Raw genomic sequence first — 24,500 nt, 5'->3', positions numbered from 1 at the left:
AATAAAATACAATTAAAAACAACAGCTTAACTATTGGCATGATTTTTGCTAAAACGCATTGTTCAATGGTTATGGCAAACTCTATGGCAGTTCAAAACGCTAAATATAAATTTAATCAATATTGTGGTGAAATCAGTGGTGCTTTCGCCGATTTAGGTACATTTCTACCGTTAGTATTAGGCTTAATTGCGCTTAATCAATTCTCACCACAAGGTATCTTTCTTGGTTTTGGCATTTTTGCGATTGCCACGGCACTTTTTTATAAAAGACCGATACCAGTACAACCTATGAAAGTGATTACTGCACTCGTCATCAGCCAAGGTCTTAGCCCTGCAATGCTGCAAGCAAGTGGCATGTTAATGGGGGTTATTTTGATTGTATTGGCCCTAAGCGGTGCAATCTCTTGGATGTCAAAACAGTTATCGCCGGCAGTGAGTATCGGTATTCAATTGGCTATTGGTATTCAACTAATGCTAATGGGCTTTAACATGATGTCAGAATCATGGATTATCGGCTTTGGCGCCTTTATTTTATTGTTTTTAAGTCGTTTTTTACCGATGCAATACTTAGCAATGCCGTTAGTCATCGGCTTGGGCATGCTATGGCAATTTAGCCTTAACGAAAATGCCGTGCTATTTGATAATTATCAACCGTGGCAACTTGGCTGGCCGACCATTGATGAATGGAGCCAAGCGGCAGTGCTATTAGTATTACCGCAATTAGCGCTGACATTAACCAATGCCGTTATTGCAACATCAGCCATGGCGACTGAAAAGTTTCCTGAAGATAAGCAAAAACTGACACCAAAACATCTCGCGTTAAGTTCAGGTATCGCTAACTTCTGCCTTGCGCCTTTTGGCGCAACCGCAATGTGTCATGGCGCAGGCGGACTCGCAGTGCAATACCACTTTGGTGCGCGTCATATGTGGGCACCACTAATATTTGGTATCACTTGTTTATTAATTGCTATTTGCTGGGGCAATGATGTGGCTTGGCTGTTAGGGTTGATCCCTATGGCGATTTTAGGCAGCCTATTATCCATTGCAGGTTACCAACTGGCTTACAATAAAAATATTTTACGCGCCAAGCCTTACTGCATTGCCGTTATCTTATTTACCGCCTTATTCTGCTTACTGGTCAATACTGCGGTGGGACTATTGGTCGGAGTATTAATGGAGCTAAGCCGCCGTTATATTGCGCCTCGCTTTAAACAAAATTGACCCTGTATAACACTAAAAAGGAGCCTTAACGGCTCCTTTTTATGCTCTATCAATCGGTATGACTGTATGGCAACTCTAAGGTAACAATACAACCTTCTTGCCACGGTAATTTAAGCTGCTTAGCCACCGCATTGCAATTACGTAAACTCAGCTGCCCATGATGCTGCTTCGCCACATCTTTACAAATGGCTAAACCTAAGCCTAGGCCAGTCTCCTTAGTTGAGGTAAAGGTGCTGAGTAACTGCTCGGCCTCTCCCATCAAGCCTGAACCATTATCAAAAATATGAATGACCACTTGTTGATCTTGATAAATTAACCGTACCTGAATCTGCCTATTGGCAGTACGCTCTTGCAATGCATCGATACTGTTTTTAACCGCATTGGCCAATAATTGACTTAATCCAACTCCATCAGCATAAATCTCTCGTTTAGTACCACTAATTTCTATCTGTGTCGTGATCTGCTGTTTAATCAGCTCATGCCTAAATAAGACTAAGGTTTCAGACACTAATGCGGCTAAATCAACTTGACTAAATTCACCTTGGCGCTTTTTAAGTAAGCTATGGATACGATGTACCACAGAACCAGCTCGTATCGATTGCGCATTAATTTTACCTAAAATGTCATAGAACTCATCGTTGTCATGCCCTTGGCGGCTTAGCTGTAACATCGCACCTTCGGTATACTGAGTAATTGCAGCAATAGGTTGATTCATTTCATGGGCAAGTCCGGCCCCAAGCTCACCTAAAATGGCCGCGCTTTGCATCCGCTCAAGCGCTACTGCTTTGACTTTCAGCTCTCGTTCAACCGCTAATAAGTTATCACTTTTTTGCTTAAACTTAAGCTGTAACCAAAAATGATAAATGGTAGATAATAATATAATAAGCAAAATGGCCAAACCGAGTTCTTTATTACGTTCGCCCCAATCTAACAGACTTTGAAACAAGGTTGGCGGACTCGTTGGAGTACTTAATTCTTTAAAGAGTTTAATCACATTTAGATGACTAATTGGTGCCGTCCAACCTTGATTATCAGCACGAATTGCCGCTTGATGATCTGGCGATAGCTCAAACAAGGCTTTAGTCACCGCTTTACTGACTTCATGAGGCACTTTATCTGACGCCGCAAAAGACCAGTTTGGGTATAACGCGGTACTGAGTTTACAACCTATATTAGTCGACTTAATCGGATGCACCACTCTAAAGTCAGCTTTATTGACTAACCCTTTTTTAATCATATCTTCTAAGGTACAAAACGGTGCGATTGCAGCATCTGCAGTCCCGTCACGCACTTGGTAAATAAGAGGCTCTAGCGGGAATCCCAAGAAGTTTACATGCTTAAAAAATTGTTCAGGCCGATAACCTAAGCGCTTTAATAAACCAATCGTAGCCTGATACCCCCCGAGTGCTTGCGGATCACTGGCAACAATGTTCTTATCACGTAAGTCTTCAATTTCAGTAATCGGACTGTCTGCTCGAACAATAATGGTTGAACCAATCGCAAAGGTAGCACCATTGTGCTGGCGACTGCGCATGGTGGCCAACCATGACAAGGGCACATAATGGCTTAATTCAAGATATTGCCCCGGATTAGTAATAATAAATGATAGCTGACGCGACCGTAATTCATGGCTCATCTGCTTAAAATTAAGTGGAATGACTTCAAATTTGGCATCGGCCACATGCTGTGACAAATAATCCATGGTGGGTTGCCATCTATGCTGCGCTTGTTCAATACCATAATTGCTAACACGCCGATACGATAAACGTTGACCCCTTTAGTATCATTAGCCATTACGGCATGAGAAAAAAAACAAACTATCAATAAAAGTAAGCGGAACCAATTAGCCAATCAAAATGACCTCATCACTATAAAGCTAATTATTTTAAACCAGTTTTCAGTGGCTTAGTATTAATCCTTAACGTTATTAGTGATAACTCATGCTCAATTATCTAAATTAGTGAGCAAGTTCAAAAATTCACCACACTAATTTTGTTTAATTGATATTTTATTCATAATTAACACCACCTCCCATTATTAGCCAGTACTCTCATGCAGCAACTTCCTTTATTTTTAGTCGACGATGATGCCGCAGTATTGGACTCATTAAGCTTTATGTTGACCCAATATGGCTATCAAGTTCAGACCTTTAATAGCGCCATCAACTTCTGCCAACAGGTTGATAGTCAGCAAGCTGGTTGCGTTATTTTAGATAGCAAAATGCCTGAAGTAAGCGGTCAGATGTTGCAGCAAAATTTACTTGAGCAACATAGTCCCTTAGCCATTATCTTTATGACGGGTCATGGTGATCTACCGATGGCATTAGATGCCTTTAGAAAAGGGGCCAGTGACTTTTTTCAAAAACCCGTCGTCGGTAAAGAGTTAGTGGCTGCAATCGAAAAAGCCATGTTACATAGCCAACAACAGTTACAACAAGTGAATCTACAACAAAAACTGGCACTATTAAGCGAACGCGAAACCCAAGTATTAAGCTTAGTTATCTCTGGCAAAACTAATAAACAGATGGCTGAATTTTTATATGTCAGTTTGCGTACCATTGAAGTACATAGAGCCAAGATAATGAAAAAACTGGAGGTGCATAATATGGCGGAATTGGTAAAATTCTCTAGCTTAATTGTCCCCGCAACCACGTTATGAGCATTGTCACTAACGGGGATATTTGGGCTATGACACGGAACGGGTTTCGGCCTTAGGTCGTGTCATACGTAACACCACCCAAAAAAAGAGTTCAAAGCCCAGTGCAACAGCAATAAATACACCAAGCCCATGAATACTACCGAGTCCATAAGATAATATTGCGCCAGTAATCAACATCGCCAGTAGTAACCAACGTAAGGATGCCAACATAAACCTCTCCTATTATCAGACAAAAGTTTTACCAATCATTTAAGCTAACAGATATCGCTTAATTAGCAACCAGCAAATACATATTCCCAAACGACTAGATGTCGTTTGAGGATTTACTAACAATTATTCATTGGTGTTTAAAAAAGCAGTTGGTTATGCTGATAATAATTTCAGTTAATAGTGAATATCATGACTCGTTCTTCCCTCTTACCTTTACTGCTGACAGGTCCTATATTACGTCACTGTGACAGCCACCATTTCACCCTTAACTTTGTAACTAGCCAAGCATTATCACTCGAATCAGTGGTATTTAATGACGCAAGTAATCACCCACTAACAAGGTTAAATACGTTTGAATTGGCTTTAGGTAAACAGGCATTTTTTTATCAAATAGAACTGGCACAAACTGACTTATTCACAGATAACCAAGTGGTCAGTTACCAAATTATTGATGCGGTTCATGGCGATCTATTTAGCCAGATAGACCAGCTGACCTACCATCAACAAGCCCAACCTCAGTTTATTGTCAAAAGCAAAATAGATAAGCTATTACATGGCTCCTGCCGTAACCCACACCATCACAGTGATGATGCCCTTGTTACGGCCGATAATAATATTGCCAGCTTAACGGATATTCAGCAGCGGCCAGCATTAATCATGATGTCAGGAGATCAAGTCTACGTTGATGATATCGCTGCGCCGATGCTCAGTGCTATCGGCCAAGTGATTAACTTATTAGGCTTGCGCGATGAACAATTTATGCAAGCGCCAATCGCGTCTAGTCATGATATTCCTTACCAAGCAGCTACGATGATTAATCGAGCCAGCAACTTACTGCCGCGTACTGAATATCCCGCTAAATTGCCCTTATATCGTTGGTATATCAATCACCCAATTTTCACCTCTTCAGCGGCGCAAAATCACCTAGTCAGCGTGGCAGAGGTCATTGCGCTATATCTATTAATATGGTCACCTGAATTGTGGCGCTTAATTGAAATAGATCCACAACCACAAGGGCTTAATCAAAAGCAACTTGAGTTATGGCAAAAACAACTCACGTATATCAATCGCTTTGTTGCAGGCTTAACTCAAGTAAGGCGTTTACTGGCACATATTCCCAGTTATATGATTTTTGATGATCACGATGTCACCGATGATTGGAATTTAACGGCTAAATGGGAATATGCCGCCTACGAACATCCATTTTCAAAACAGATTATTGGTAATGCGCTAATTGGCTACACCTTATTTCAAGGTTTAGGTAATCAACCGCAGAATTTTAGTCAGATAAAACCTTTGCTAAGTCAATTTTTTGAGTCTGGTCAACCACAAGAACAACTGCAACTGATTGAGCAACTGTTTAAATTTGAGCAGTGGCATTATCACTTAGATACCAGTCCTAAATTGATAGTACTTGATACACGTACTCGACGTTGGCGCAGTGAAGCAAACTTAGCGAAACCATCAGGCTTAATGGATTGGGAAGCCTTGATGGATTTACAACATGAGTTAATCGGTCAGGATAAAATCATCATCGTATCACCTTCACCCATTTTTGGTGTTAAGGCTATTGAAGCGATTCAGCGTTTTGCCACATTCTGGGGCGCATCACTGTTTGTCGATGCAGAAAACTGGATGGCGCATCCCGGCGCGGCTGAAGCATTATTGAGTATTTTCTTACACCGCAAAACACCACAACAATTTGTGATTTTATCTGGCGATGTGCATTACTCATTTAGTTACGATATCCAAATCCGTTTTCGTAACCAGAGTCCTCATATTTACCAAATCACTTGCAGCGGTATTAAAAATCAATTTCCTGAAAAATTACTGCCTATTTTTGAAAGACTTAATCGATATTTATATGCAAGAAAGTCACCATTAAACTGGTTTACTAAACGCAAACGTATGTCGATTAGAACGAGATTACCTAATGGTCATAAGAAACCACAGTTAGTCAATAACAGCGGTATAGGTGAAGTCAGTTTTGCAGAGAATGGAGCGCCCAAGCAAATACTCGTGCGCCATGGTGATGGCAGTGTGACAGAATTTATAGCGAACAAGTCTTAAACAACAAAACCGTTAGCGACGATGTCGGTAACGGTTTTTATTAAGCGCCGATAAAGGCTTTATAGCAGGATTAAGCCAAAAATTTATTTAGCCGTCGCCATACGGGTTTCACTAATGCTATTACTGATATCGTATGACGGCATTGTTTGAGTAATCACCAGCTGCGGTTCATTTTCAGGGCTATAACTCACTGATGGTAATGTCATTTGAATAGTGCGACCTTTAGACGCCATAGAATCAAGTAATGCCGCAGATAAACCGACTTTTGCTTCTTTTACTGAAGTCACATCAGTATTCATTAGCAATAAGGTTGCTACAAATGCAGCTGCGATAAGTAAAAAACTGACAGGTTTCATGTTGGCTCCTTCAACTTGACTAAATTGGGACAACTTAGCCACAAATATCCATGTATGCGTAAAGTTTAGCCTGCCTAATCATTAACCTCAAGCTGATTGTAGCGATTTTGTTAAACCGTCAACTTCAAAAAATGGGGTTGATTTGTCATCGGGTCAGTAAACTCAAGCTTCTAGCCATTAATTGTAAAGGCCGCTCAAAATCATCTTCAGTCTTTGGTTGTAGTTCAGGATAGAAGCGATCATTGATTAAAGGCATGCCTAAACTCAACATATGCATTCGTAATTGATGAGTTTTGCCTGTAATCGGGCTTAATTCGAACAAACCAATATCCCCTTTTACGGCAACTAAGCTGATTTCAGAGTGGCTATTGTTTTCACCCTCTACAATTTGCATTAAAAAGCTAGGGGTAGACTTTTGTAATCGATTCTTAACCGTAACCGAGTAAGGGAGCACTAACTCGCCCTGTTGGTACTGCTGTAATAATGGTGGCGTTAATTTAGCTAACGCATGATAACGTTTATGAATGCGTCCCTTGGCAAATAACTCATGGTAACGATGACGAGTCTCAGGTTGAACGGTCATTAACATCACTCCTGCCGTATCTCGATCTAATCGATGAGCGGGTGCGATAGTCTCTATTCCAGTCGCAATACGTAGCCGATGCACTAAACACTCATTAACAAAATGACCGCTTGGCGTAACCGGTAAGAAATGGGGCTTCACCACAATAATTTTATATTCATCCTGATATAAAATCTGTTCTGCAAAAGGGATTTTCTTTTCATGGCTGACCTCACGGTAATAATAAACCCGTGTAGCAGGTCGATATGGCGTCGTTAACTCAATTAATTGACCATCTTGCCAATGCACTTTGCCATCAATAATACGCTGCTGCCATTGTTCAGCAGTCACTTGAGTAAAATGGCCAACCAAGAATTCAAAAACCGTTGCAGGAGCATCAGCTTGACGGGGTAACACGATATATGACGCTGCGCCGCACAGGCAGGAGAACTCATAACTTTAACCAAGCACAAAAGCGCCTATGTTAACGTTTTTACTATTGGACGCCAAATTCATTAAGCATGGGATTTTATCAAACTCAATACAAAATCCATGGTTTTATGGCAATCAGGTTGGCTCAATAACTTTTGTTTATCATGATTATAAAGTGGTAACACTTCTAACCAGCGCTGACTGACCCAGGTTGCATCATCAAGATATAAGGTGCCATATAACTCTTTAATAGCAGGGTTAACTTGATAGAACTGGGCTAATGCCACACTAATCAGTTCAAATTCTGCTGCTATGGGCTCCTCTTGCCAATTAGGTTTAGCCAGAGTACGAACCTGCCATAAACCATCCTGCTGCTGACCTGCTGATAAAATTTTTACCCGTTGTAAGCCCTCTAACACAACCGTTAAGCAGCCATCTTCTAATTGATTAAAATCGATAATTTTGCATTCAGTCGCAATGGGATAACAAGGAGGACTCGCTTTAGGTTTCAACATTCCAAAAGCTAATGGGTAATGGCCTTTTAGCGCCTCTGCGACCATGCGCAAATAACACGGTTCAGCAATTGCCACTTCAATTCGCCCTTGAGGTAGCAATAGATCATCAACAGCAAGTAAGCCCATTTGTACGGTACGCATATGCCCTCCTTAAACGAAAGGTCACATTAACCAGTGATAGCTTAATTGTAGCAGGTGGTAATAAGCTTTCGTTTATTTAGCATTAGCAATCCCCAAATGTTCTGATATTGCATGGGGATATAAGTATTATAATTTTAGACCATAATTGTGCACTGAAATTCCGTTAAATTGGCACTAACTTGGCGCCGAAGTCTTGCTGATGCAATAACTCATTAAACTCATCAGCAAGGTGCTCGCTTAACGATGACACTTGATTCCAATTATTAATGCGAGTCTCAGTATCCATCTTAGCAAAATCACTACGATCAGGAATTTTGCCATAAGGTAAGCGGGCAACAAACTCAGCGCTAGGCGCTAACACTAATGCATTATGGTAATTTGCGCGGGCTCTACGCCACGGCAAACTCTTATCAAACCAACCGGGACTAATATACTGGTTAAAGTGTGGGTAAATCACCATTCCCTTAGATTCTGGCAGGGCTAAATCAAAATGGTAATCAGTAATACCGCCATCATAATACACCCCAGCAGGAGCACCCGATATTTGCTTAACTGGCGCCATTAATAGTGGAATAGAGCCACTTGCACGTAATACATCGGCAATATTAGCTTCAGTCAAACTGATATGTTGCGTCGGTAAATCCGTTAATGAAAAGGCTGAACTTATTTTTTTTGTTGAAAACAGAAATCGTTCAAAATATGTGGCTAAGCTACCGCGACTCAATAAATTACTTAAGCCAGTCACAGCCAAACCAGTACTCAATAATATAGGAGACTGGCTGCGATTCAGTCCTTTAGCGCGACATGCAATAAACTGACTATTAATATAGGGATGGCTGACGATATCACGCCCCAATTCAGTCCCCAGAATGTAGCTCAATATCGTCGCAACATTATCACTAACTTGCTGCGGTTTAGGCTTCACCTCATAACGCTGTTCAATATAAGCTTGCTGAAAACGTTGATAAGCGGCCAATGGTTGCTGCTGTGCAAAACAAGCTAATCGCCATGCGCCTGATGAGGTGCCCAACGTATCTAATGGCGTTTGTCTCTCTTTAAAAAACTCACTAAACAGATATTTATCAAGCCCTGCAACTGCCAACCACTTAGGCCCACCAGAAGCAGCTAACATCACACCAAAGTCAGCTTGATTAATGCCTTGCTCGGTTATGGTCTTTATTGCAGTCGAGCCCGCAAGTAGTTGTAATCCACCCATTAAAAACCCTTCTAAATTATCAGATAAATGCTAGCATTGCTTATCACAGCAGGAGAACCCTATGATTTTAGATACCTTAGCAAACCGCCACTTATACCAACATCTTGGCGAACGAATTCAAATGGCTTTAGCCTACCTTGCCAATACTGATATTGATGCATTAGCACGCGGCACCTATCATATTGATGGCGATAATATATTTGCTATTGTTAACGATTACCAAACCCAGCAGCCACAATCATCCCCTTTTGAGGCTCACCAACGCTATATTGATGTGCAATATGTGGCTCAAGGCCAAGAGCTATGTGGCTACTTACCATTAGCGGCACAGACGCCAAGCCAAGCATACAATACTGAACGTGACTTTTGTCAATTTGACTATTCCAGCAATGCTGCAGATGCTTCTTTTGTGCAATTAAAAGCTGGCATGTTTGCTATTTTCTTCCCAACAGATATTCATATGCCTGGAGTCAGTGAGCAACCTCAGCAAGTACGTAAAGTTGTGGTTAAAGTGAAAGTAGCAGAGTAAAAAATACTAATTCAGAATTAGTGTGCGACTTATCACAAACCATCAATTCAAACGCAACTCATTATCGTCTTTGAGTTAACATGCACGGTTTCTGTTATTAGCTAAATCAAGAGACCCTGATGTTAACCTTAGGCGAACGCTGTAAAACACATGGCTGGTTTATTTTACTAAATGGGTTCCTATTTAGCCTGCTTGCTACCAGCTATTTTCATTATTTACCAGACAATCAAGCTCTATCAACTTGGGCTTATGTCGCCGTGGCAACTATCGGTCAAATGTGTTTATTAGCCGCATTAGTCGGCTTAGTCACCTTACCGCTAGTACTGATCCGTAAACAAGTTATACGCGCCTTACTCACCGCGCTCATCTTTACGATGGCACTGATTACGCTATACGTTGATACCCAAGTCTTTGCCCAATATCGCTTCCATATCAGATTAGTCTTAGTTGAAATGATCTTATCGGGCGGTATTGTTGAGTTTTCAAAAATGACTTATGCCATTGTCACTGCTGCTGTTATTGCTACTCTAGCGGTGCAATATGGACTGTATATCGGCATAGATAACCGAGCTTCTCAATATAAAATCAAACTGGGTCGCCGCGTCTCATACTTGGTATTACTCGCGCTTATTAGCACCCATATTAGCCATATTTGGGCCAATGCTAACGCTATCTTACCGATTACCAACATTAGTCGTTTCCTACCCCTGTTTTACCCTGCCACAGCCAATAGTCTGTTACAAAAATATGGCTTAGTGGATGAACAAGCATTAGCGGAGCAAAAAACACTAAAACGGAAACAAAAAAGCACGCTAAATTACCCACTTACACCACTGGAATATCAAGCTGTTAAGCCTAAAAACATTGTATTTATTGTGATTGACTCATGGCGCGCAGACAGCTTTAGCCAAGCCATTACCCCCAATATGTGGCAATTTGCGCAGCAAGGCGAAATTTACCAAAACCACTATTCGACAGGTAATGCGACTAGAGCGGGTATTTTTGGACTATTTTATGGTTTACCCGCAACTTACTGGCATAGTTTTTACAGTAATCGCCAAGCACCAATCTTAATGGACCGATTACAGCAACTGGATTACCAACTCGGTATTTTTGCTTCAGCGCATCTGCTTAAGCCCGAATTCCATCAAACTGTATTTGTTAATGTGCCAGATTTACGGGTGCGCTCAAAAAGTGAAACTATGGCAGGCCGTGATATTGAAATTACCGATGAGTGGCTAGCATGGGATAAACAACGCGATCAGCATCAGCCTGCGTTCTCGTTTCTATTTTATGATTCACCACACGGCTATACTTTCCCAAAGGATTATCCGTATCGCATAGAACCTCAAGTGACTGAAGTTAACTACTTAGCCTTGAATGAAAAGACGGACCCACAACCGATTATTAATCGCTATAACAACAGCGTACACTTTAATGATTCATTGATTGGTAAGGTACTGAAACAGATCAAGGATAAAGGCGAACTCGACAATACCTTAGTGGTTATTACTGGCGACCATGGCCAAGAGATTAATGACAATAAGTTAAATTTCTGGGGTCATAATAGCAACTTTACTGATGCTCAAATTAAAGTACCATTTATCGCCTTAGGGGCAGGTATCAAACCCGCTCACAACCAACATATCAGCAGCCATATGGATGTTGCTCCAGGCATATTGAAACAATATTTAGGGCTATCAAATCCCATTAAACAATACAGTACCGGTGAAGATATCTTTAATATAAGCCGCAGCGCCGATGACTGGTTAATTTTAGCCAGTTATAACGAATATGCGATTGTCGATGATAAAGGCATTTTGCAAGTGTCAGGCTACAATGGTAACTATCAATTAATGGATCGCTACAATCAACCTAAGCAAGGGCGACCTGATTTTACCGAGCTTAATCAGGCTTACAGCCAGATGAATCGATACTTAAAGTAGCTTTGTTATAACAAAAAGCCGTCATGATGACGGCTTTTTGTATTGGTCAATATCAAAAATCTAAGCACCAAAGGCTTTCATATTCAATACTAGTTTACCCTCTTTAACTTCAACAGATTGCAGCATTGCACGTGCTAACTTTTGTTTGAGATCATCATCTTTTAGCTTATACACTGGCTGCTGTGGCAACACGCTAGCAATCACTAATTGCGCTAAATCTTGCACCATAGGTAATACTTTTTGATCCATATTCGCAATCTGTAACTCAGTCAGCTTGGGATCAACCAGATAGAAAGCCCCAGTTTGATTATCGTAACGTAACGCACCACTAATATCAGCTTTCCCCTGTACAGAACCTGTACCCGGCACACTTGCAGCTAAATCAACAGCCATACTCATTTCATTACTATTGAGTGATAAATTCACTTCGGGATTGCTGACTTTGACCTTAAAGAATAATTCCTGACGCTCAATTGGCATCATCTTAGCCACTTTCTGCTGAATCTCAGCTTGAGTTAACTCGATAGTGTAATTAAAAGCCCAAGCTTGCACTGAGCTAAACGTTAATAGCAGTAATAATAAGACACGTAACATAAACAAATCTCAGAAAAAATAGTCGAATATGCTATCAAAAAATCGGTAATTTAACAGCGAGTAAACTTACTATTTTGATGCATAACCTAAAAAAGCACGGTCACTTAAATTAGCTAGTGACCACCCTCATTATCGACTAAAATCAACTTATCTCACTTCAACTTATTACTCTCATGATAGAAACCTTAAATCATATAGTTGCTCAACTCACTCCTTGGTTAGAGCAATATGGCTATTTTGTTTTAATTGCGGCCATTGCAGTTGAAGGATTTGGCATTCCCGCACCGGGACAATCATTACTGATTGTCGCCAGTATTTTGGCAGCATCAGGCTCAATGTCATTACCATTAGTGCTAACCGTCGGCTTTGCCAGTGCCTTTATTGGCAATAGCATAGGTTATTTTATCGGCCTAAAATTTGGCGATGTATTACTTAAGAAGCAATGGATAAAACCTGCAACAGAGCAAAGACTTACGGGGTTTATTGATAAATACGGCTTAGTTGCATTAATACTCAGTCGTTTTATCGAAGGCTTAAAGCAGTTTATGTTTATTGGCTGTGGTATTGCCAAAATGCCGCTAAAAATGTTTGTGCTAGGCAACTTTTTAGCTACCAGCCTTTGGGTTATCTTATTTGGACTAGGGCCTGTTTTACTTAAGCATGAACTGACCCCTATGCTGAACTTCTACCATCACCATCAAATAACTTCATGGTTAATTGCACTAGCAACCATCATCATTTTGGCGAGCATTAGCGTGTTTATTAAAAGCCGCAAGCAGTAATCTTATACAATAACGAGAACGAGGATGGACTAGTACCCTCGTTCTCGTTAGTTTTTAGCTTATACCAATTCCACTAAATAAGTGATCAATTCAGAGCCACTCAGATTTTTCAATTCAAGGCGCATTGATGAAGAAATGGTTATTCCCTTTTAAGTCAATGCAAAGCAGAAGTGGAAAGTCTGAGAGACTCACGTAATGCGGGTTTCAAAGCCCTTCATGCTACGTTGGAGGCTCCTCGATATAGAATAACTATTAGCTTCAAGCCTCTGCCTTGCCTACAGGGCTTTGAATTCCCGCTGAAATATCACATTATTAGTGGAATTGGTATTAATAACACAAACTCTCAAGCTTAAACCAATCCAAATTTATGTCGTGGTTATAATTTGCTAAGTCAGTAATTCGCAAGTTTCTAAAATAAAAAATATCACCGTTTTTACCACTAACTTTGACCTCTACGCCCATCAACGCACTGTTAATCTTGATATCTATATCTGGTATATAGAATCGTTTGCATACTAAAAAACTACTACGCAAATCGGTAACAATCTCTTGAACATGCTGGTCATATCGTAAAAAACCATCTGAAGTATAAATATCTAACACACTGCCATTTGCTTTAGTGGTATCAATCAAATCATAATGTTGAGCAACATCAACTGTCTCACTTAATTGATTAACTTGTTGCCAAATCCCTATTGCCGCCACCATCAATACTGCGATAACGACTACTGGCACGGCTCGCGCTAATGAATAAACAAACTTAGACAACCCATTACTAGCAGGCTTTTGTTTACGTTTCATACCAACGTACAACCTAAAACCTCTGCCTTTTACGGTTTCAATAAGATAATTATTCTTAGGGCCTAAAAATGAACGTAATCTAAAAATAGCACTGCGAACGGCTTCTTCACTCAGCTCGGCCTGTTCAGGTGATAATGACTTTGCTAATAATGCAGTGGGGACAATATTGCCTTTATGTCGAATTAAGTGCGTTAGCACTGTCTTCTCTTCAATAGAAAGCTGCCATACAACACGGGTCACTTGGTTAACCAATTCCCCTTGACTTAAATTAACCCAATAATTACCTAATATCATATTATTCTCAATAGCACACAGGAAGTGAACTCAATAACTGTTACAATTAAATAATCATTACCTAATTTACTAATGACTTTTTGTTGCCTAAGAATTAATTATCATTAGTACCATCCATTGGAATTAAAGATTAATAAAGACAAGAACTTTAAGTTTTTCAGTATTGCGAAGAAATGATTAATAACAATTACTAATTATGGGTAATATACTCAAAAGTCAACAGCAGGAGAATAATCATTAAGATTGAACTAGCCACACTAGTAACTATACCAAGTAGCTACATTTTTCATCCAACAAACTTTTATCAATATAATTAAGGAGTTTAAATTAAAGCACAACATTTCAATTAGACTTTAATTAACTGACAACCACAGACTGTATTACTTGGTTGGAATAATATAACAGCATAATCTTTCGATTTATCATAATCTAATACCTCAAAATTTAGTGCGGGTAAGTTATCTTCATTCATACTCAATCCATTGACATAAGCTAAATATTTTAGGTGTGCTGGAGTACTGCCTTCATCATTTAAACGAACATCTTTATCAGTAATCAATAATCGAAAATGTCGATTATCATCACTTATGTCATCGACTTTTGCTTGCATGATAATATTACCAGCACTGCTGCCATCTAAATTAAAGTATCGATAATTCACTTGAGCTTTACTGCCTTTTACACTGATATCAGCAACTAAAGTATGTCTGGAATCAATTGCCTGTATAGCATTCCGATCAAATAACTCAGAATGACAGCTCAACATCATTGAATGATCTGTTCTAATCCAAAAAAGATATGTCACCAACAAACCACAAAGCAATACCAACATTGGTATGATTAATAGTTTTAGATATTGATTACGCACAGATATCAACCTCTTCAAACCAAGTTGGGTAAACAAACTTCTTATACATACTCAAATCGCTTACTTTGAGGTTCCGCATATAAGACAGGCCATTTTTTTCACCTCGCAAGGTTATATTTAATACTTGCTGATCATAGGTCATAGACACATAAATGTCAGACCAATAAGTTGATTTACAATGAAAAAAACCATCAACAAGACTTTTAGAAATGATATCTATTTGTTGATTATTAATTTTAGAATTAGCAAATAGATTAATCGTTACCACGGTGCCATCAATTAATGTTGCTTCGACTTGTTTAGACTGCTTAACGATGGGATTATTTTGTTGGTTGAAATCAATACTATCCCAAAAAAAAGCTAATATACTTAGGCTTAACGCTGCTGCAAGCGTAATCAATAAACGACTATTCTCTTGGTTTATGCCAATTTTTTTTATGTTATTCTTACGAACATAAAGCCGATAACCTTTACCTTTTACAGTCTCAATTAAATACTCATGCTGCGGTTCTAAAAATGTTCGAATCATAAAAATAGCACGCACAACAGATGAATCAGTTAAATCATTACCATTATCTATTGCCTTGCCTAACTCAAGTTTAGATATCACCACACCATTTTTATCAACCAATTTACTGAGTACTTGGCGCTCAGCTCTGGGTAAAATCCACACTTCATGGGTTGTTTCATTTATTAATTCGCCCTTATCAGCGTCGAATTTGCAATTCCCAAGTATCACTATAATGATCACTTTAATGAGTTCTTATTATTACTATTAAAAGTAATCAATTTAGCTTGAAATTACTGTGATCCTTATTTGTTATTTTAAATGAAAAATATTTACTATAAGTTTACAAATAGTGAACTACATCACTTTATTTATTAGTGAAAATTACTCAACCTTTCTTGTCATACATGATAAATATTAAATAATAAGCATAAATAAAGTGATTTAAATCACCTTGCAATCAAAATGCAATATTAATAACTATCTTATTAATCGCAGAAACTGTTTACATTTTAATTAACTTATTCTCATATATGCTCGTCAAATTCATCCAAACTAAATCACATTCTTTATATTTTTAGATTCATAAACTGATGTTATCGCTCAGTCTTTAAAATACTGACTTAAGCAAATCTATAAGTTGCGGAGAAAAATATAATGGATAGACGTAAAGCATTAACTCAAATCATAGGCTTAAGCACTGCTGCAGGAGCAACATTAGTTGCCGCCCCTTTACTTGCCGCAACGGATAATCAAGGCAACTATAAATTAGGCATAGGTGAGAAATTAAAATATGTACCATTAGATCCAGCTGCCACGGCGAAACTTGCATACAACACAGGAAGTGGCTGTATGCACCAAGTTTTTTATGCCATTGTTACTATGCTCGCTCAATCTAATAGCCCTGATGCAGCTAAATTTGACTCAATCCCAACAGCGTTATCAGCCTATGGTTTTGCCGGGGTTATGGGGCAAGGCACCTTATGCGGTAACCTCAATGCTGCCGCAATGGTCGTTAACTTCTTAGATGATATTGGTAAACAAAACAGCGCGGTAGTACAAGCCATTTACCGTTATTACGAGACGCAAGAACTACCAAGATCGGATGCAGCCTTTATTGCAGCAATTGGTTCAACAGATGAAAAAACATTGGAAGTCGGTAAGTCTTCGGTTGCCAATAGCGTCTTATGTCATCCATCCATCAGCAACTGGTCAAAAGCATCTGGTAAACCTTTCTCTGCAAAAAAAGAGCGCTGCTATCGTTTATCTGGTGATATTACTTATCGATTAGTTGAACTACTTAATGATGCTCATGCTGGCAAAATTATTGGAGATCATCATGTCATTACGCCTACAGAACAAGCGCAAGAATGTAAGAGCTGTCATGGAGTTTCAGACACAGTAGCCAGCGCGGCAAGTGTAAAAACAGACATGGAATGTACTGTCTGCCACACAGGACACATGTATTAAGGAGTATATAATGAAACTACGTCAATTAACCTTAATGCTTGCGACCAGCTTATTGATTACAGCCTGCGGTAGTGATGATGATAACTCCCCATCAATACCTTCCATTGCAGTAGATCAAGTCACCAGCATTGATCTCAAGATGACCCAATTTGACAAGTTAACGGGCGAGCTGAATTTTAGTCTAGCTGATGATAAGAATATGGCGATTAGCGGCGCAACCGCTTACCATATTTTTTATATAGGTAAAGCCGACCCAGAAGCGACACCAACCTATGCCAGATCATGGAAACGTTGGCATGGAACATTGCAGTATCATTGCCAAATAGATGATGCCAAAGCCTGTAGTGGACAATTACTTGAAACAAGTCCCGGACAATACTCGTTTACACCAGAGAATTATGACTGGGCTGAGCAAGCAAACTCTAATCGAGTAGCACATTATCAAGTTGCGGTTAAAATTATTGGCAAGCAAACCCACAATGAGCCCGTACTCCACAACCCGCTCTAATAGCACTGTCATTAAAAAGGCGCTAATGCGCCTTTTTAAGTATTACTTTTAATAAAAGTTAAAACGACCAAGGTATATCTAAATATAACCGCACTAAAGTATCTCTATCCCACGGCAATACAGGAGCAGCATCAGGCTTCTCAACCGATTGTTGGTATAAATCCAAATTATATTGATGATGCTCAATAGAGAGCACTAATAAGCTATCAGCTTTAAATTGACTCACATCATAATCAAGATGCATGCCGAATTTGTTTTCCAACCACTGATCGCCATCATGCCATTGTTGCGCCATCGCAGACAGACTCAACTTAGGCGTAAAATAGATACTAGTACGCATCGCTAACGAAAATGCTTGTGAACTAAACTTTAAGTCATCACGTTTATAGCCAAATGATTTCGGTACATCATCATCTAATTCAATTTGGTAATAACCCGCGGAAGCCTTAAATCTCGCACTAAAATGCGGCTGTTGATAATTTAAAGCCAAGCCCGGGAAAAATTTAAACTGCTGCTCAATCGAACTCACAGTATTACGACGTCCAGCAACATCTACCTGCCAATCTAAGCTCATTTGAGGGCTGAAATGATATAAATTTCCGCGCGCTAAATAAGCTGATTGAAACCAAACGGGAATATGGTCAGGATCCAATTTATCATGGTCAATATCGACCAATACATCCGCTTTACCTGCTAACAAAATATTATTATCTGTAAAATGGGTAAAGGCTAAACCGACATTAAGTCCCGGTGTATGAGAACTCGCTTGATCAACAACAAAGTCATGTGCCCCTATTGCGGCCCGCCACTCTATCGCCTGAGCAGGAATTGACACCACAAAACTCATTAAAGCCACAACACTGAGAATCCGACAGCTTGATTTCACTTGTACACCTCATAAAAAGTTAACGCCCAATAAAGCGACTGCATTAAAGATTTAAACAATTATTAATGCCTACTTAATAGATAAAACAGGGCGAACAGACTATTTTAACCACTTTTGCTAGGTGTAGTCTCCTTTTTTCATCACACTTTGCCCTAACAAAAACGGCACCTTAACGGTGCCGTTTTTGTTTATTTCAGGTTATTTATTACGATATAACCAAGCATATAATGTCGGTAAAACGAGTAATGTCAGTGCAGTAGAACTGAATAGGCCACCAATAATCACTACCGCCAAAGGTTTTTGAATCTCACTACCAATACCTGTTGAGAGTAAAATTGGAATCAAACCTAGTGCTGAAGTTAATGCCGTCATTAATACCGGACGTAAGCGCCCAGTAGTTCCTTCATATACCGCAACAGCCAGTGCTTCACCTTGTTTACGGCGTTGATTAATCGCATCCACCAATACCACCCCGTTTAACACCGCCACACCAAATAAGGTAATAAAACCTATCGAACTGGGTACTGATAAATAAGTGCCGCTGACAAATAAAGCCACCACACCACCAATCAACGCTAATGGTACGTTAGCCATAATCAATCCCACCTGCTTTACTGAGCCAAATGAGAAAAATAGGAGTAACGCGATAAGAGCGATAGAAACAGGCACCACTAGCATTAACTTCTGCTGGGCGCGCTGCTGGTTCTCATATTGACCACCAATAACGACCGTATAGCCCGGAGGTAAATCCGCTTGCGGTACAATCGCATAAATATCGTTTACCACTGAGCCCATATCACGTCCAGAAACGTTGGCTTGAACCACTACTCGGCGCTGCACGTCATCACGGCGAATATTAGGTGGAGCCATCTCAATATCAACGCTAGCCACTTCACCTAAACGCACCTGCGCACCATTAACACCGGTTAATAGCAGATCACGTAATACATCTGGTGAGTTTCTAAATTGCTGATTTAAACGCACATAGATATCGTAGCGGGCATTGCCATCAATCACCTGTCCAGCACTCACGCCGCCAACACCTTGATTAACCAAGGTCATGATTTCGTCAACGCTAATACCATAACGCGCTAACGCATCACGATTAGGACGCACCACTAATTGAGCCTCACCAGTAACTTGCTCTAATGACACATCTACCGCGCCATCAATGGTTTTTACAAGCTCACTTAACTGCTCACCTTTTTGAGATAATACATCAAGATCAGGGCCAAACAGTTTAATCGCAAGCTGTGCTTTTACACCTGACAAGAGCTCATCAACACGAGTCGCAATCGGTTGTGAAAAGGTATAAAGCAAACCTGGATACACATTCAGCTTTTGCTCCATTAAGCGCTGTAAGTCAGGACGATTCGTCGCCGAAGTCCACTCATCAACAGGCTTTAAGCCCAAATAGATTTCGATATTACTCACAGGCTCAGGATCGCCCCCGAGCTCTGCAGCACCAATACGGCTAAGGGCATACTCAACCTCAGGGAACTCCAGCAAAATCGCTTCTAGTTTAGGCGCAACGGCAATCGCAGTATCTAAGCTAGCCGTCGGCGCTAACGTCACTCGTAAGTTAATCGTGCCCTCTTCTAATTCAGGTACAAATTCCGTCCCCAGACGAGGTAACAACGCCATACTCGCAACAAACATAATCAATGCCGCAGAAAGCACCCACTTTGCTTTGCCATCGTCATAGTCAATACCCTGCGGTATAGACGATCAATAGGGGCTAATAATGGACTTTGCTTAGGCACCACGCCTTTATTAAATAGATATACAGCTAACGCAGGCACTACCACTAATGCCACCACCAATGCAGCTATCATCGCCAAAATAATACTGACAGCCATAGGTTGGAATAACTTACCTTCCACCCCTTCAAGCGCAAATAATGGTGCAAATACTACGATAATAATCGCAGTTGCAAAGAAGATAGGCTGACACACCTCTTTAGCAGCTTGTATCACTTGGCTCGCAATAGATTGGCTCTTATCTTGTCGGCTTAAGTGTTTAAAGATGTTCTCCACCATTACCACCGAGCCATCCACCAGCATACCAATTGCAACAGCTAAGCCACCAAGTGACATCAAGTTAGCTGACATGCCAAAGTAGCTCATCACCATCAAGGCCAATACAATCGACACGGGGATAGAAATAAGCACTAAGAGAGTGGCGCGGATATTGACTAAGAACAACGCTAGCACAACCACAATAAACACAAATGCAAGTAACAGTGCATCTGTCACAGTGGTGACCGCTTTCTCAACTAAGTCAGCTTGATCATAAAACACATCAAAAGTGACGCCATCAGGCAAGGCTTGTTGAATCAAAGCAGTACGCTTAGCAATATCATCAATCGTGGCTTTAGTATTCGCGCCCATACGCTTTAACACCACACCAGACACGACTTCACCTAAGTTTTGTGGATTACCCGCAGCATCGCGACGGGTCATGGTTACTGCACCTACGCGAATTTCACTGCCATAATCAACATTGGCAATATCACCCACACGCACAGGCGTACCTGCAACTTCAGTTAATGGAATTTGCTTAATCGCTTGCAGACCCGCATCACCCGCAGGCAATAAACCAAAACCACGCACAACGAGCTGCTCTTGGCCTTGATCCATAAACCAACCACCGGCATTGCGGTTATTACTCTCTAACGCTGCAGATACCTGCGCCATCGATAAGCCATAGCTACGCAGTTTATTGGGATTAACCTGCACTTGGTATTGGCGTACATCACCACCAAAAGACAATACGTCAGTTACGCCTTCAACTGGCATTAGGATTAGCTTAACTAAGTAATCATTAAGACTACGTAATTCATCTGAATCAATATCGGTGCCCGGCTCAACACGCAAGATATACTGATAAATCTGACCTAAACCAGAGGTATTGGGACCGATTTCAGGGGTTCCTACCCCTTGCGGGATCATTTCACGTGCTGCTTGCAGTTGTTCAAATACCTGCTGACGCGCAAAATAGATATCAGTACCTTCTTCAAATACCACGGTCACAATCGACAAGCCGGTACGAGATAAAGAACGAACCTCGGTTACGGCAGGTAATGCATACATCGCCGACTCAACCGGGTAACTGATCAGTTTTTCAACTTCTTCAGCCGCCAAACCTTCAGCCGCAGTATTAACCTGCACCTGTACGTTGGTCACATCAGGGAAAGCATCTAAATTTAATTTAGGTAGCATGGCTAAACTACCTAACATGGCACCAATTAATGCCAGTAACACTAATAGACGCTGGCGCACCGCCGCATCAATTAACTTCTGTAACATGCGCTTGCTCCTTAGTGATTATGAATATCAAAGCCAGATTTAGCTTGTTCAGAGGCTAAGAAAAATGCCCCAGACACCACCACATTGGCGGACTCATCTAAACCTTGAATTAAGTTCATACCACGCTGGCGCTGCACCACATTCACTTCAAGTGCTTCAAACTCACCCGCTTTTTCAATAAAGACCTGCCAATGACCATCACTGCTACGACTCAGTGCAGCATCAGGCAATACCACACCGGCTTGTTTAGCATTATTGAAATACATTTCAGCAAACTGGCCCGCATGCAATACATGACCCGGATTAGCTAAACTCACTAACACTTGTTCAGTACGAGTCACGCTATTTAGCTCATGTGAACGACCAATAATGACGCCAGTAAGCGCATGTTCACCCACTTTAATTAAGGCTTCATCACCAATCACCACTTGTTCAGATTGTACTGGTGTTAATTGCGCCTCAACCCATAATGCAGACTCATCAGTGAGTTGCATTAATGGCGTACCAGCAGCCATCACTTGGCCACGCTGAGCAATATCTTGCTGCACTCGGCCGCTAATTGGCGCCAATAATTGATAGCTGCCAATCGCTTGTGGATTATCCACGAGCGCTTTGATTTGTGCAGGTGTCATCTTCAGCGCCTGTAAAATCGCACGCTTTAGTTCAACATCAACTTGCGCTTGTAAGCGGCGACTATCACTTACTGCGCTGCTATTCATACGTTTAACACGACTCCACTCAGCGGCAGCATTAATATAATCAGCTTGTGCTTGTGCCACTTCACTACCACCTAGTGTCAATACCGCTTGGCCTTGATTAACCTGCTGCCCCGGGATCACATGTCTTGCTAACACCCGAACGTCAAGCTGGGGAGCAAGGGTAACCGTGCGATCACGATCGACTAATAAGGTGGCGGCGGCAAAGCTCTCAAGATTAAAGTTTTGCTGCTTTAGCTGCGCAATTTTAATACCCGCGAGTTGACGCTGTTGCTCTGTCAGATGTAAGCCGTGATCATCTTCATCACCATGGTCATCTACAGCAGATATCGTCTCGCCCTCATGCGCATGATCGCCATGTTCTTGCTGACCTAATAACTCTAATTTATGGTCATGCTCAACCTCCTCGGTATGTTCAGAGGCATGATCATGTTTATCTTCAGCCGCATATGCTGCAGTAGTCGCACAGGTCATCACTAACAATACTGATAAGCTCATCGCTTTCATCAAAGGTGATAAGTTAAAGCCAGTTTGTTTGGTAAATAGTTGTGTTTTCATTATTATTTTTCTCCCACTGCATGGTTTTTGACTTTACTTGTTACAAATGGATATAGCTCACCGCTATCTCCCATCCAAGTTAACCAGTTTTGATAAATAGCTTGTTCTAGCTGTAAGCCAGCGAAGTAACTGCTCGCGATTTGTCGTCTACTTTGTAGATAATCACTGGTATTAATGTCACCGCTGCGCCACTGTTGTTGTAGGGCATCGGCTGCGGCCATTCCCGATTGTTCAACTAAGAGTTGCCAATCATGGTAACGGCTAATTAAACGCGGCATAGTCAAACTAAATTGCCGTTGTTGCAGCGTTAAGACACGCTCTTTGGCAAGATAAGCTTGCTCAGCAATCACAACCTGTTGCAGGGCAAGTCCATATTGCTCATCAAAGCTATTACGCACTTGCAGTGGGATAGAAACACCTACGCCAAACTTATTCTCATCACCTTCACGTTCTGCGCTCAAACTAATCGTAGGATCAACACCTGTCTGTGCTTTTACTAAGTTGGCGCTCGCTTTAGCTAATAAAACTTGTTGGTAGGCACTGGTTAACGCAGGTAAACGGCCATCAACCTGACTGACCTGATAATCTGCGATCAAAGCCATAAAATCCGTCGTTTGTGGAGGAGAATCAGCAAATAGCGCCAACACTTGATTGTCAGCAGCCATTGCGGCTTGTTCAGCTAATGCATATTCAGCAGCATTATTTGCCAACTCTAATTTAATCAGCTGTAACTCTACTTGTGATATCGCACCAGCGTTGACTTGCTGTTCTGCTATTTGCTGTTGTGTTTGGCCGTATTGTTGCTGTTTTTTAGCAAACAATAACTGCTTATTGGCTTGCTGCTGATTAACCAATGCTAACAATCGCTCAGCCAATATTTGACTGCGTAGCACCTGTGTTTCAGCCTGTAAAATTAAACTTTCTAACTGGGCAACTCGTTCGTTACCACCACGTTGATCTCCCCAGTCAATAGTTTGGCTTAATTCAAGTGCATAGCTATCGGTATCAGCATTGGTGTAATTCATCCCAAGTTCGGGATTATAGATAGCCTGCTGGGCTGCTTTCACCGCTAAATCAGTTTCGGCTAATTGAGCATTAATTACCGCAATTTCTGGTAACTTTTCAATTTCAGCTAACACAAGTGGTAACCACTGCGTCATCGGCATCGAGGCGGATGCAGGCACTAACTCATTAATATTGAAGATAGTGCTAACATCTTGATGTTGTGCATTACTGGCAAACGAAGTGAAACAAACTCCAGCCAATATACTGGCGATAATGGTTTTATTCATCGCTAATCCTAAAGGTACGATACCAATCACATTAACGCTGTGATCAATTTGATTGGTATA

At 40.8% G+C, this 24,500-nt stretch carries 20 protein-coding genes and 2 pseudogenes; 8 read left to right on the top strand and 14 right to left on the bottom strand.

Going from position 1 to position 24,500, the window contains the following annotated elements; all coding sequences use genetic code 11:
- The first annotated feature begins 83 nt into the window (after positions 1 to 83).
- Entirely contained in the window at positions 84 to 1,220 is a 1,137-nt protein-coding gene (locus JCM15074_RS08210) for a putative sulfate/molybdate transporter (RefSeq protein ID WP_148300761.1), read from the top strand.
- 49 nt (positions 1,221 to 1,269) lie between these two features.
- Here JCM15074_RS08210 and JCM15074_RS21530 read toward each other — a convergent pair whose 3' ends face one another.
- Complete coding sequence (locus JCM15074_RS21530; protein ID WP_148300760.1) at positions 1,270 to 2,922, bottom strand: sensor histidine kinase; 1,653 nt, start codon at positions 2,920 to 2,922, stop codon at positions 1,270 to 1,272.
- Positions 2,923 to 3,272: 350 nt separating this feature from the next.
- Here JCM15074_RS21530 and JCM15074_RS08200 point away from each other — a divergent pair, with 350 nt between their 5' ends.
- Positions 3,273 to 3,878, top strand: a complete 606-nt coding sequence (locus JCM15074_RS08200; protein WP_025820763.1) for a response regulator transcription factor — start codon at positions 3,273 to 3,275, stop codon at positions 3,876 to 3,878.
- 27 nt (positions 3,879 to 3,905) lie between these two features.
- Here the strand turns inward: JCM15074_RS08200 and JCM15074_RS08195 are convergent, their stop codons facing one another.
- Entirely contained in the window at positions 3,906 to 4,088 is a 183-nt protein-coding gene (locus JCM15074_RS08195; RefSeq protein ID WP_025820762.1) for a hypothetical protein, read from the bottom strand.
- Between the two features lie 189 nt (positions 4,089 to 4,277).
- Here JCM15074_RS08195 and JCM15074_RS08190 point away from each other — a divergent pair, with 189 nt between their 5' ends.
- Positions 4,278 to 6,158, top strand: a complete 1,881-nt coding sequence (locus tag JCM15074_RS08190) for an alkaline phosphatase D family protein (protein WP_025820761.1) — start codon at positions 4,278 to 4,280, stop codon at positions 6,156 to 6,158.
- 83 nt (positions 6,159 to 6,241) lie between these two features.
- Here JCM15074_RS08190 and JCM15074_RS08185 read toward each other — a convergent pair whose 3' ends face one another.
- From JCM15074_RS08185 to JCM15074_RS08170, 4 genes and pseudogenes are all read right to left on the bottom strand, one after another.
- Positions 6,242 to 6,514: a hypothetical protein gene (locus tag JCM15074_RS08185; RefSeq protein WP_025820760.1), complete on the bottom strand. Its 273-nt coding sequence runs from the start codon at positions 6,512 to 6,514 to the stop codon at positions 6,242 to 6,244.
- Between the two features lie 110 nt (positions 6,515 to 6,624).
- Positions 6,625 to 7,531 (bottom strand): annotated as a pseudogene (locus JCM15074_RS21525) (pseudouridine synthase).
- A 60-nt stretch (positions 7,532 to 7,591) separates the two neighbouring features.
- On the bottom strand, positions 7,592 to 8,164 hold the full coding sequence (locus JCM15074_RS08175; protein ID WP_025820759.1) for an LON peptidase substrate-binding domain-containing protein: 573 nt from the start codon (positions 8,162 to 8,164) through the stop codon (positions 7,592 to 7,594).
- A gap of 163 nt (positions 8,165 to 8,327) precedes the next feature.
- Complete coding sequence (locus JCM15074_RS08170) at positions 8,328 to 9,380, bottom strand: patatin-like phospholipase family protein (protein ID WP_025820758.1); 1,053 nt, start codon at positions 9,378 to 9,380, stop codon at positions 8,328 to 8,330.
- Between the two features lie 61 nt (positions 9,381 to 9,441).
- Between JCM15074_RS08170 and JCM15074_RS08165 the strand changes: the two genes are divergently transcribed.
- Positions 9,442 to 9,909 (top strand): NanQ anomerase/TabA/YiaL family protein, encoded by a 468-nt coding sequence (locus JCM15074_RS08165; RefSeq protein WP_025820757.1) that lies wholly within the window; start codon positions 9,442 to 9,444, stop codon positions 9,907 to 9,909.
- Between the two features lie 119 nt (positions 9,910 to 10,028).
- A complete protein-coding gene (locus JCM15074_RS08160; RefSeq protein WP_025820756.1) occupies positions 10,029 to 11,855 on the top strand; it encodes a DUF3413 domain-containing protein in 1,827 nt (608 codons plus the stop codon).
- Between the two features lie 60 nt (positions 11,856 to 11,915).
- On the opposite strand, the gene JCM15074_RS08155 is transcribed toward JCM15074_RS08160, so the two are convergent.
- Entirely contained in the window at positions 11,916 to 12,449 is a 534-nt protein-coding gene (locus tag JCM15074_RS08155; RefSeq protein WP_025820755.1) for a YceB family lipoprotein, read from the bottom strand.
- Between the two features lie 173 nt (positions 12,450 to 12,622).
- Here JCM15074_RS08155 and JCM15074_RS08150 point away from each other — a divergent pair, with 173 nt between their 5' ends.
- Entirely contained in the window at positions 12,623 to 13,231 is a 609-nt protein-coding gene (locus tag JCM15074_RS08150; protein ID WP_025820754.1) for a DedA family protein, read from the top strand.
- A 327-nt stretch (positions 13,232 to 13,558) separates the two neighbouring features.
- On the opposite strand, the gene JCM15074_RS23545 is transcribed toward JCM15074_RS08150, so the two are convergent.
- The 3 genes from JCM15074_RS23545 to JCM15074_RS08135 all read right to left on the bottom strand — a co-directional run bounded on the left by JCM15074_RS23545 (position 13,559) and on the right by JCM15074_RS08135 (position 15,867).
- A complete protein-coding gene (locus JCM15074_RS23545) occupies positions 13,559 to 14,326 on the bottom strand; it encodes a winged helix-turn-helix domain-containing protein (RefSeq protein ID WP_025820753.1) in 768 nt (255 codons plus the stop codon).
- 346 nt (positions 14,327 to 14,672) lie between these two features.
- Positions 14,673 to 15,194 (bottom strand): hypothetical protein, encoded by a 522-nt coding sequence (locus tag JCM15074_RS08140; RefSeq protein WP_025820752.1) that lies wholly within the window; start codon positions 15,192 to 15,194, stop codon positions 14,673 to 14,675.
- Positions 15,187 to 15,867: a winged helix-turn-helix domain-containing protein gene (locus tag JCM15074_RS08135; protein WP_267880179.1), complete on the bottom strand. Its 681-nt coding sequence runs from the start codon at positions 15,865 to 15,867 to the stop codon at positions 15,187 to 15,189. Before JCM15074_RS08135 ends, JCM15074_RS08140 begins: the two co-directional genes overlap by 8 nt.
- 492 nt (positions 15,868 to 16,359) lie before the next feature.
- Here JCM15074_RS08135 and JCM15074_RS08130 point away from each other — a divergent pair, with 492 nt between their 5' ends.
- Positions 16,360 to 17,172, top strand: a complete 813-nt coding sequence (locus tag JCM15074_RS08130) for a C-GCAxxG-C-C family (seleno)protein (RefSeq protein ID WP_025820750.1) — start codon at positions 16,360 to 16,362, stop codon at positions 17,170 to 17,172.
- A gap of 10 nt (positions 17,173 to 17,182) precedes the next feature.
- Positions 17,183 to 17,680 carry a hypothetical protein gene (locus JCM15074_RS08125; RefSeq protein ID WP_025820749.1) on the top strand — a complete coding sequence of 166 codons (498 nt, stop codon included), beginning with the start codon at positions 17,183 to 17,185 and terminating at the stop codon, positions 17,678 to 17,680.
- A gap of 58 nt (positions 17,681 to 17,738) precedes the next feature.
- On the opposite strand, the gene JCM15074_RS08120 is transcribed toward JCM15074_RS08125, so the two are convergent.
- The 4 genes and pseudogenes from JCM15074_RS08120 to JCM15074_RS08105 form a co-directional block, all read right to left on the bottom strand.
- Positions 17,739 to 18,566 carry a hypothetical protein gene (locus tag JCM15074_RS08120; protein ID WP_148300757.1) on the bottom strand — a complete coding sequence of 276 codons (828 nt, stop codon included), beginning with the start codon at positions 18,564 to 18,566 and terminating at the stop codon, positions 17,739 to 17,741.
- 198 nt (positions 18,567 to 18,764) lie between these two features.
- Positions 18,765 to 21,874 (bottom strand): annotated as a pseudogene (locus JCM15074_RS21515) (efflux RND transporter permease subunit).
- Between the two features lie 11 nt (positions 21,875 to 21,885).
- A complete protein-coding gene (locus tag JCM15074_RS08110; protein WP_025820747.1) occupies positions 21,886 to 23,148 on the bottom strand; it encodes an efflux RND transporter periplasmic adaptor subunit in 1,263 nt (420 codons plus the stop codon).
- Positions 23,149 to 23,150: 2 nt separating this feature from the next.
- Positions 23,151 to 24,440: a TolC family protein gene (locus JCM15074_RS08105; RefSeq protein ID WP_025820746.1), complete on the bottom strand. Its 1,290-nt coding sequence runs from the start codon at positions 24,438 to 24,440 to the stop codon at positions 23,151 to 23,153.
- Positions 24,441 to 24,500 lie beyond the last annotated feature (60 nt).

It is taken from the genome of Shewanella marina JCM 15074 (assembly GCF_000614975.1).
Lineage (GTDB): Bacteria > Pseudomonadota > Gammaproteobacteria > Enterobacterales > Shewanellaceae > Shewanella > Shewanella marina.
This window is presented reverse-complemented; position numbering and strand designations above follow the sequence as displayed.

Excerpts from the sequence above, each read along its gene's own strand:
- JCM15074_RS08210 (WP_148300761.1), top strand. The coding sequence starts at position 84 with ATGGCAGTTCAAAACGCTAAATATAAATTTAATCAATATTGTGGTGAA.
- JCM15074_RS21530 (WP_148300760.1), bottom strand. The coding sequence starts at position 2,922 with ATGGATTATTTGTCACAGCATGTGGCCGATGCCAAATTTGAAGTCATT.
- JCM15074_RS08200 (WP_025820763.1), top strand. The coding sequence starts at position 3,273 with ATGCAGCAACTTCCTTTATTTTTAGTCGACGATGATGCCGCAGTATTG.
- JCM15074_RS08195 (WP_025820762.1), bottom strand. The coding sequence starts at position 4,088 with ATGTTGGCATCCTTACGTTGGTTACTACTGGCGATGTTGATTACTGGC.
- JCM15074_RS08190 (WP_025820761.1), top strand. The coding sequence starts at position 4,278 with ATGACTCGTTCTTCCCTCTTACCTTTACTGCTGACAGGTCCTATATTA.
- JCM15074_RS08185 (WP_025820760.1), bottom strand. The coding sequence starts at position 6,514 with ATGAAACCTGTCAGTTTTTTACTTATCGCAGCTGCATTTGTAGCAACC.
- JCM15074_RS08175 (WP_025820759.1), bottom strand. The coding sequence starts at position 8,164 with ATGCGTACCGTACAAATGGGCTTACTTGCTGTTGATGATCTATTGCTA.
- JCM15074_RS08170 (WP_025820758.1), bottom strand. The coding sequence starts at position 9,380 with ATGGGTGGATTACAACTACTTGCGGGCTCGACTGCAATAAAGACCATA.
- JCM15074_RS08165 (WP_025820757.1), top strand. The coding sequence starts at position 9,442 with ATGATTTTAGATACCTTAGCAAACCGCCACTTATACCAACATCTTGGC.
- JCM15074_RS08160 (WP_025820756.1), top strand. The coding sequence starts at position 10,029 with ATGTTAACCTTAGGCGAACGCTGTAAAACACATGGCTGGTTTATTTTA.
- JCM15074_RS08155 (WP_025820755.1), bottom strand. The coding sequence starts at position 12,449 with ATGTTACGTGTCTTATTATTACTGCTATTAACGTTTAGCTCAGTGCAA.
- JCM15074_RS08150 (WP_025820754.1), top strand. The coding sequence starts at position 12,623 with ATGATAGAAACCTTAAATCATATAGTTGCTCAACTCACTCCTTGGTTA.
- JCM15074_RS23545 (WP_025820753.1), bottom strand. The coding sequence starts at position 14,326 with ATGATATTAGGTAATTATTGGGTTAATTTAAGTCAAGGGGAATTGGTT.
- JCM15074_RS08130 (WP_025820750.1), top strand. The coding sequence starts at position 16,360 with ATGGATAGACGTAAAGCATTAACTCAAATCATAGGCTTAAGCACTGCT.
- JCM15074_RS08125 (WP_025820749.1), top strand. The coding sequence starts at position 17,183 with ATGAAACTACGTCAATTAACCTTAATGCTTGCGACCAGCTTATTGATT.
- JCM15074_RS08110 (WP_025820747.1), bottom strand. The coding sequence starts at position 23,148 with ATGAAAACACAACTATTTACCAAACAAACTGGCTTTAACTTATCACCT.
- JCM15074_RS08105 (WP_025820746.1), bottom strand. The coding sequence starts at position 24,440 with ATGAATAAAACCATTATCGCCAGTATATTGGCTGGAGTTTGTTTCACT.